The organism is Empedobacter sp. UBA7252 (genome assembly GCF_002472765.1).
Lineage (GTDB): Bacteria > Bacteroidota > Bacteroidia > Flavobacteriales > Weeksellaceae > Empedobacter > Empedobacter falsenii_B.
In genome coordinates this window covers 1-8,344 of the sequence record NZ_DKSQ01000020.1, presented here as the reverse complement: position 1 = coordinate 8,344, position 8,344 = coordinate 1, and the positions used below count along the sequence as shown (strand labels likewise).

9 protein-coding genes are annotated in these 8,344 nt (G+C 32.8%); 5 read left to right on the top strand and 4 right to left on the bottom strand.

Features of this window, described 5'->3' with window-relative positions:
- From B2X73_RS03640 to B2X73_RS03630, 3 genes are all read right to left on the bottom strand, one after another.
- Positions 1 to 671 (bottom strand): hypothetical protein (locus B2X73_RS03640; RefSeq protein WP_291095753.1); only part of this gene is annotated, 671 nt, incomplete at its 3' end.
- Between the two features lie 97 nt (positions 672 to 768).
- Positions 769 to 1,134 (bottom strand): hypothetical protein, encoded by a 366-nt coding sequence (locus B2X73_RS03635; protein ID WP_291095751.1) that lies wholly within the window; start codon positions 1,132 to 1,134, stop codon positions 769 to 771.
- A gap of 73 nt (positions 1,135 to 1,207) precedes the next feature.
- Positions 1,208 to 2,944: a hypothetical protein gene (locus B2X73_RS03630; RefSeq protein WP_291095749.1), complete on the bottom strand. Its 1,737-nt coding sequence runs from the start codon at positions 2,942 to 2,944 to the stop codon at positions 1,208 to 1,210.
- Between the two features lie 518 nt (positions 2,945 to 3,462).
- Between B2X73_RS03630 and B2X73_RS03625 the strand changes: the two genes are divergently transcribed.
- Positions 3,463 to 3,825: a DUF4377 domain-containing protein gene (locus B2X73_RS03625; protein WP_291095747.1), complete on the top strand. Its 363-nt coding sequence runs from the start codon at positions 3,463 to 3,465 to the stop codon at positions 3,823 to 3,825.
- 18 nt (positions 3,826 to 3,843) lie between these two features.
- Here B2X73_RS03625 and B2X73_RS03620 read toward each other — a convergent pair whose 3' ends face one another.
- Positions 3,844 to 4,104 carry a hypothetical protein gene (locus B2X73_RS03620; RefSeq protein WP_286736929.1) on the bottom strand — a complete coding sequence of 87 codons (261 nt, stop codon included), beginning with the start codon at positions 4,102 to 4,104 and terminating at the stop codon, positions 3,844 to 3,846.
- A 397-nt stretch (positions 4,105 to 4,501) separates the two neighbouring features.
- On the opposite strand from B2X73_RS03620, the gene B2X73_RS03615 reads away from it, so the two are divergent.
- From B2X73_RS03615 to B2X73_RS03600, 4 genes are all read left to right on the top strand, one after another.
- Positions 4,502 to 5,689: a thiol-activated cytolysin family protein gene (locus B2X73_RS03615; protein ID WP_291095743.1), complete on the top strand. Its 1,188-nt coding sequence runs from the start codon at positions 4,502 to 4,504 to the stop codon at positions 5,687 to 5,689.
- A 21-nt stretch (positions 5,690 to 5,710) separates the two neighbouring features.
- The gene (locus B2X73_RS03610) at positions 5,711 to 6,865 is read left to right on the top strand and encodes a thiol-activated cytolysin family protein (RefSeq protein ID WP_291095741.1); all 1,155 of its coding nucleotides are present in this window, start codon (positions 5,711 to 5,713) and stop codon (positions 6,863 to 6,865) included.
- Positions 6,866 to 6,874: 9 nt separating this feature from the next.
- On the top strand, positions 6,875 to 7,858 hold the full coding sequence (locus B2X73_RS03605; protein WP_291095739.1) for a hypothetical protein: 984 nt from the start codon (positions 6,875 to 6,877) through the stop codon (positions 7,856 to 7,858).
- A 126-nt stretch (positions 7,859 to 7,984) separates the two neighbouring features.
- The coding region (locus B2X73_RS03600; protein ID WP_291095737.1) for a hypothetical protein at positions 7,985 to 8,344 on the top strand (360 nt) is incomplete at its 3' end.

Below are 8,344 nucleotides of genomic sequence, written 5' to 3'. Positions count from 1 at the left end.
ACGTTTAGGACGCAAGTGATGAAATATAAGAAATTTTGTAGTTGTTGATGCCACTCGTGAATTTCTTTTAGCCGAATTGGTTGTCCATTAATTTTAGAAACTTTTCCAACATAAGTGAGCAGATATCCACCATTGTTTTGTAGTTTTTTCTTTCTGTCAGTAAAATCTGAGAATTTATCCAAAATAATTCGAAAGTATCTATCAATTAACTCGATCCTATTACTAGAAATCTTCTGTCTATTTTCAGAATGCCTAACACGATCACCAATGTAACCTCTCAAATTAGGAATACAAAACATAATTTCTTGTACTGCGATAGAAGAGTCCCCTTCAATAAAACGGTTAACATAACCACGACATTGTCCCCTTTCACCTAGTGAAACTTCTGAAAGATTTACAACTCCTATATTCTCATTGTTAATTTTGAGTATTAAGTTTTTCATGTCAAAAAACATTAATTCTCCACCAGAGAATGTTCCATTGAATTTGACGCAAGGGTTTGGAAACCAAGTGAATTCTATACTCCCATTTACCAAACTTTCTTCAGTACCATTGGTAATTACGAATTCTCCGTGGTAAATTGGTAATGTTTCATTTGGCTGTTCCATGTTAATATAGGTGTCCAATTGAATGGGAATTTCATTTAAAACATTCTGTAAAGAATTTTCCATGTTATAATAGATTAAGAACGATAATATGCTTGCTTTATAAGGCTAAAAGTAATAAAAATTTTGGCTTACTAATTTTTGTATTCACCCTCTATATTAATTAACATTCAGGTTCATAGTGTTCTTCGTCTCTAATAGTAGTATGTCCTTGAATTTGAAAATATCCTTCTTCCGTAGGAATACTGACATCACAACATGGGGCAGCTCTATATGATTTTTCTGAACCTTTAAAACGATACATTCCAACTTTCTCACAATAGATTAAATTCTTTGCGACGTCTGTTATGAGTACAATATTCAATCCTTTTCTTTCACTTATAGCACTTGGATATATAAGCCCCAGAACCTTATAATTTGATTTATTTTTATAATACTCTCTCAAGGATGAAAATAAAGTTATGAGTATGAAGTAATTGTTATTATTTTCTGCTCGCTTACTACTTAATTCTGTATTATGTGCTTTCATATTTTATTGAATTATTCGCTAAAATTTCTTTTTTCAGGGAACCTTGTTAATAATTATAAAAATCATAATTAAATTATATTTTTCGATTTAACTCGTCCAATGATATACCAGTAAGTTTTAATAAACTAGTTAAAATATTTTGTGTCTTTTCGATGGAAACAGGTTGTGGTGCAATTGCCGAATAATAATAATTGTCAAATCCAACGAAGGCAGAATTTAAAGTAGCATTGTCAGGATTCTTGAAGAAACGATACTGAATATTATATGTAAATGTTTGATAAGAATTTAAGTGTGTTTTTAAGTCATTTATGTTTTGATTGGTTAACACCATGTCCAAGATTGTCTCTAGATTAATTAGGGCAAGCGGCATAATCGAAAACTTCTCACGGTATTTTTGCGGAATTATCTTTTTAAATTCGCCGTCTAAATATTGAGTGAGTCCTGTTAAACCGAAGTGATATTCATTAAATGTGATTATTGGATAGATTGTAATGTTACCAGTTTCTACTAAATTTTTTAACTCATTATCGAATTCAAAATTTAAATTATAGATTTTGGTAATTTGTTCTTTAATCTGTCCAATTCCTTTTTTACCGGTAAATCTATCATTGAAATATTTAAGTGTTTTATTGAAATCTGACTCATGCACAAGACTTTCTGGGAAAAAGTATGCCTTGTATTCGAACAAAAAGATCTTTCTATCTTTTCGAACATAACCGTCAGGTATGCCATCTGATTTATCATCAAAATGAATTTTATCAAAATCATTGCCTGCTAATAAAGTAATAATAGGTTTAAGACATTTAGCTTCTAATAAATCTCCTATTTCTTGGCTGTATTTATTGAAAGCTTTTTGCTGCAATAGTTTGTCTTCAGGTTTTAAACTAGTTTGGTGAAATAATTCGAAATAAGTACTTCTAAATGTTTTTTTACGAGCGAAATAATAATCTAATATAATGTAGCTATTTCTTTTTTGGTGAAAAAGTAATGGAGACTTTTTGAGGTCTCTAAGTTCTAAGGTACCCTTAATTTCAGAGTTAATACACTGACTTTTTAAATGCTTTGCAATATTTTTTTTTCTTACATTTAATAGTGTATATTTTCGAAAATGTTCCTTAGGTCTATAGGATTCTGTTGCTTTATTGATACTATTGAAGCTTGCAAGCAAATGACCTGGACTTTTGAACCCGAATTTGTTTAGATATTCTTTTAGATATATTAATAAGTTATTTTTAGCATATTCTAAAAGGCATGCCGATTTTAACATTTCAAAGACCATATTTCCTTTTTCCATTAGTTCGAATTGACTTAGGACAGGTTTCCAGCACAACCAAAATATGTATAATGGATTACTTTTCTCTATTTCTGAAAAATCTATTTTTAATAAATCTGAGTCATTAACTTCATCAATAATCTTAAGATATGCCTTAAAAAAAAGGTATTCGTTTTCTCGATCAGACTTTCTCGATTGAACAGAACGGTAATTGTTCAATTCTTTCAATATCATTGCTAAAAGATACCTTCTAAAAATTATACCTCCTTCAAATATTCCAGAAGCTGTTTTGTTGAAATAACGGAAAGAATCATTTAATTGCTGTTTTTGATCAAATGTAAAGTTTTTAGAAATTAAGGATATTAAACGTTTTTGGATATCCGCTATTGGTTCAGGACAAGTTAATTCGCCGTTTAACATTGAACATAAAATTATTATCGTTTCAGAATTGAGGTCTTTAACAAGTTCTTCATAACTTTCGTTGCTACCTTTAAAAATATCCTTATATCCCGGAATGGTAAATGTTTCTAACGACATGGTTTAATTAAAAAAGATATTCCGATTATTTTTTAAAAAATGGTTCGAAGTCTCTTGAAGTTTTTCCTGACTTTTATCTCTCTTTAAGTATTGGAAATACTCTTATGGTTAAAGCTGGAAAGATTCCAATTGTTTACTCTGAATATAGTAATTTTTATTCGGTCTGAAACTAACAATAATAATATTACATTATCACCACCCAGCGCAAGCGGATAATTTAGTTTATTTTTACTTCTTTCTCAACGATAATATTTTACTTTTCCTAGGAAAAGTACTTACCTCCTTTCTTTAGCATTTATTCTATTTATAAAAATGGTGTTGGAGAGAAATCTGTGGAGATCATTTTTAGTTTAGAAGGATTAGATATAAAGTTCTGTTTTTTCCATCTAGGAAATCACATTGTTTGTATGGGTCGAAATTGAGTTGGTCGAGATAACTTTATAGAGTGGAAATATTTCAATAATATTAGTCGAATAAGTATTGAAGGCCAATTGTATTTTTGATTTTAAAGTAGATCCATGAGAAATAGCATTTTCCTTTTATTAATTTTCCTGTTTTCGTGCAGCAAAGAAAATTCTGGCCAAACCTATATTACTCAGTTTGAGATCCAACCTGATATTGAGTACGTCGCACCTCATCCTCCAGCGAAACCAGACCAACCTAAGGATATACCAGCGCTAAAGGTGAGGGAGAGTAATAAAGAAGAGTATCATTTAGGTTTAGACGAGATTAGTGGTTTTGTTTTCGAAAAAGGAAACCGTTACAACTTAAAAGTTCAGATAACTATTTTGGCATCTCCGCCAATAGATGGAAATCCCAAAACCTACAAACTTATTGAAGTTATTTCTAAAGAACAGGTAACTAATGTGTCTTTTGATTAGTAAGATAAATTCTCCAATCTATAACCTATATCTTAAAGAAATCACTCTCCAAATCTCATAAGCGAAATCTTTATCTAAATCTGTATCTTCAAAACACCAACTTCCATTCTTTTTGATTATTTTTTGGACTATTCCATCCAATAAAATATCAATTTCTGATTCATCTTTTTTTATATCTCTTTTTAACAACTTTATTTGGTAGTCTAATGATTTATAAGTAATCCTAAAAATCTGTCCTTTGAAGGGGTCGAAAAGTTTTGAATCAATTGTATCTTCCATATAATAAACTAGTAATTCTAAATAAGTAAAAAATATCAAATTATCCTATTTTAAAAAATACCTTAAAACTACTTCTAAGCTTATACTTCATCTTCTTTTTTTCATTATATAAAATGAAAATTATATATCCCTTTATTTTTCATCGTGTCAATCGGCATGTTTGTATTGGTCGAAACTCTGTTCGTCGAGTTAATTTGGTGATTAATAAAATAAGGTTTAGAATTATCAATAATTAGGGAAGGAAGACCTTTTATAATTCGAAATGAAAGTATTTTAAATTACTGCTTTTTATTCCAACTGGATATCATTAGGGAGATATATTCGGTGATATTATAAAAGAAGAAGGGGAAAGTTTGGGTATGAATTGTCCAATTTTAAACTTTATATATTACCGATTATGAAAAAGAAACTAAATTGTATTGCTTTAATAGCAACATTTGTGGTTTTAATCACCTCCTGTTCCAAAGATCTCGTTCCTGGTGGAACTTCTGAACCCCTCTCTGGACTTAAAGGTCTGAAAACTTACACATTTAAACCTACGGAGATAAATCTTTCAAGTTTTGATACGGCCGGAATACGAGGCTTTTCAAAGAAAGGTAAACAAAATTCTCTTACATTTCTCAGAGACAGTATTTGGCCCAACAATGCCGGAAAAACTTCATTCTATGAGACCACAGATATTCCAGCAGTTCTTGAAGAAACGAGAAGAAAATTATATCTGGGTGCTATTCTAAAGGGGGAGACGGCAATTGATGTAGACAATGTGAATCCTGTTTTCATTCCAGTAACTTATAGAAACCCGATTACCATGTATGCTAATTTTCCTACTGACAGTATCTATAGGACTGTCATACCTTCGAAAATACAAGATCTTAGTTATCTACGTGCAGCATTGAGTTCGGCAGCAGGAAACCAGATCCAATCCTTTACTTACGAACAAAGTCAATTTAGAAAGACCGAGGAACTAAAAAAGTCTTTTGGAGCAAATTTGAATCTTGCTAAAATTTTAACCGTTAATTATCTGGATACCCTTGAAAATTCAACTGCTACAACAATCGTAAGGGCTGAATTTACGCAAGAGAACTTTTCCATCGCTATCGAACCTCCAATTTATGAGCCTTTTCTCAAGAGCAATTTTGACTACTCTATATTCAATGGAATCAGACCTGTAATTGTCAGTTCGGTAACTTACGGAAGAAAGGGGATTTTTATCATGGAGTCAGATTCCTCTTACAACGCGGTCAAAAAAACACTTAATGTCGCGCTAACATTATCCGCAGAAATGTTAAACGTCTCGTCGACTGACAGTCTAGGTCCATCATTTTCGGCAGCATTGAACTTGCGACTAACTAATGCGCAGAAAACTATAATAAATAATTCGCGGATGAAAGTGTATATTATCGGAGCTGATGGAAAGAGTATCGTTAAGGCAATAACAACCGGTCTAACAGGTTTTGCAGAGGTTTTGGCGGCAAATGGTGGCTTTACAAAAGATAGTCCAGGGGATATTCTTTATTACTCTTTAAATTATCTCGATGATTTTGCCACCTTTAGGAATCAGTTCAAGATTAATATTGCCAATTAGGTCATTTAAATATTATTTGGTATGAGAGTCAAAATAATCATAGCCATTTTTTTCCTCCTTTCATTTATAGGATGTAAAAAAGAAGAAATTCAAAACCCATCGTCTGCTGAAAAAGGCGATGGGAAACTGCTCTCGGAATATTTTAGCAAACTTCGTATTGCACCCTTGGATATTGTTGATCTGAGGAATAAAAATAAAGACATCAAAACAGTATTTGACCACAAGAAAACTGCCGGAATGATACATCTCCGGGACAGTGTATGGACAAATGGGGCTGGAACAAGCTCATTTTATGAATCTGATGAGATGGTCGTAACACCAGGAAATTTAAGTTATATTTATCCAGGCTCACTTTTAAAGGCCGCGTCAATTGCATCGGATCAATTTGAAACCTTTTCCGGTTATCAAACTGCACCGATCAGTGTCCAGTTGTCATTTCCTTCCAGTTTATCAATTGGAACTCTCTCTATTCCAAGTCTTTCAAATAGCCGGATATTTTTACGAAATGCACTTTTGGCGCCAGATTTTTCAGGTAATACGATACTCAATTACTCAGACTATTTTGCCGCATTTTCAAAATATGAGGAAGTGAAATATGCATTTGGCTATAATGTAAATCAGCATAAACTATTTTCTTCGACCAATACAAATTTTGATTCTTATTCAAGCGGAACCTACTATTCCACTAAATTCATGGCCAGTTATACGGTGGAAAATTTTACGTATACAATGTCTGATCCTGCTGCTAATGAGCTGATTGATATGGCTTCTATTCCTGCCAATGCATTTGATGGAATTTCTCCGGTATATATTAATTCCGTAACTTATGGTAGATTTGGATTATTGGTGCTTGAATCTGATAACAATAGTTATGAGATGAAAAGTGCTTTTGAAAAGATGGTAAAAAAGATTCTAAAAAAGACTACGGAATCATATACACAGGAAGAAACGAATCTTTTTGCCAGTTGCCGAATAACTATTTATTTGTTGGGTAGTACCATCGGCAATAATGTGATCCAGTTATTGATCAATCCAAGTCCTGATGGTGTATCTGATTTTATTGCACAGAACGTAGGTACATTTACAGCGAGTGATCCAGGTGTGCCTATTTACTATACTGCAAAATATCTAAAAGATAACTCGCCATTTAAAACGACCTTTAGAATTGACCATTAAATATATTTTATGATGATGAATACAACATATAGACAAAAGAGTTTAGGGATCTTAAGTGTATGTTTACTAATGGCATACTTCTTATTTTCATGTAAAAAAGATACCCCAGATGTTCCTGTGAAGAAAAATGAAAAATGGAGGACTGATGCTAAAACGGATAGTACGGGGAATCAATACTATGTGGTAAATACGCTGGACAATACTTTGGAGATCAGGGTCGATAATAAGGATGGAAAGACGATCTTTTCAGAAGTTTGCCCGACGATAGAAGCACGTGAGATTCCTGAAAACTCAAGTAAGCTTTTTACTTATTTAGTTGCACCCAGTAAATATATCAATGCCAATCATGCTACACTTTCATTAAGGATTGTGCTCGATAATCTTGATATACAAGAAAAATATATTCAGCTACTGGCTAATATAGATCTTGATAGTAAGAAATTTTATACCAAAAAGTATAAAGTCGAAGAACCCCTAGACTGGACTTATAAGGTTCTTGACAATCAATTGGTTCAGTGGTATGAAAATAGCTTATTGGTAAGAGAAGGTGCCGAAAAAGACCTTTACAGAGGTGGAGGAAATATGGGACTTGGACAGCGGGGAACTCAATTGGTATGTTACGAGCGGGATTTTTCAGTTCGCTATACCAAGGATATAGATGCTACTGATGCCTATTATCCTTCTGGTGGTTTATGGAAAGTCCCAATTAACAACTATGAATATATGATGTTCTTAGCTGAAGGAGTTGTGGCAAGAGTACAGATAGTTACTAGCGTTGAAGATAAATGGGCGGGAAAGCAGCCATTGATTTGGAAGGACAATCTAAAAGAGACAAATAACATTCCGGCAGATTACTCCATTAAAATCACCGATTATAATATTCAGAATAATGTGGTAAGTGCTAGTTATAGTATCTATGATGAAAAGGGGCAGTTAAAAGAGAAAAGAACCCGAAAATGGGCGATAGGTAATGGAATGCCTCTCGGTAGTTAATCTCCAAATAAATAGAATTTAAGGTTTGTAATAAAGATCTAAATTAATCAATAACACTTTTTTAAACCAATAAGCATCATGGTTCCTGTATGCCAGGGAGACCTATGCCCATATAATCTTAAAAGTATGAAAAGTAGAATGTATTATTTTTTGCAAAGGATCATTAAAGATTTTCCTTTTTTATTGATGCTATTCTTAGTGGCCAGTTGTTCTAAATTGGATTCCGATTTTAATGGTTCAAACGGTAAACAAGCATTGGATAGACTTAGAATACCGAAGCTCCAAGATTTTACGGTCAATACAACGTCTAATCCAGAAAATAATGTGTCTGGCAAAAGATCAGCAGGAGGGAAAAGAGCAGACATGACTACTCCACCTGATGAAGATAATCCATTTAAACCGAAAGCAGGAGCTTATAAAGATGGGCCGGGAACAACCGACCCCCCACTCAACGCTCCGCCTCGTGAGCCTGATATGCTCTATTTT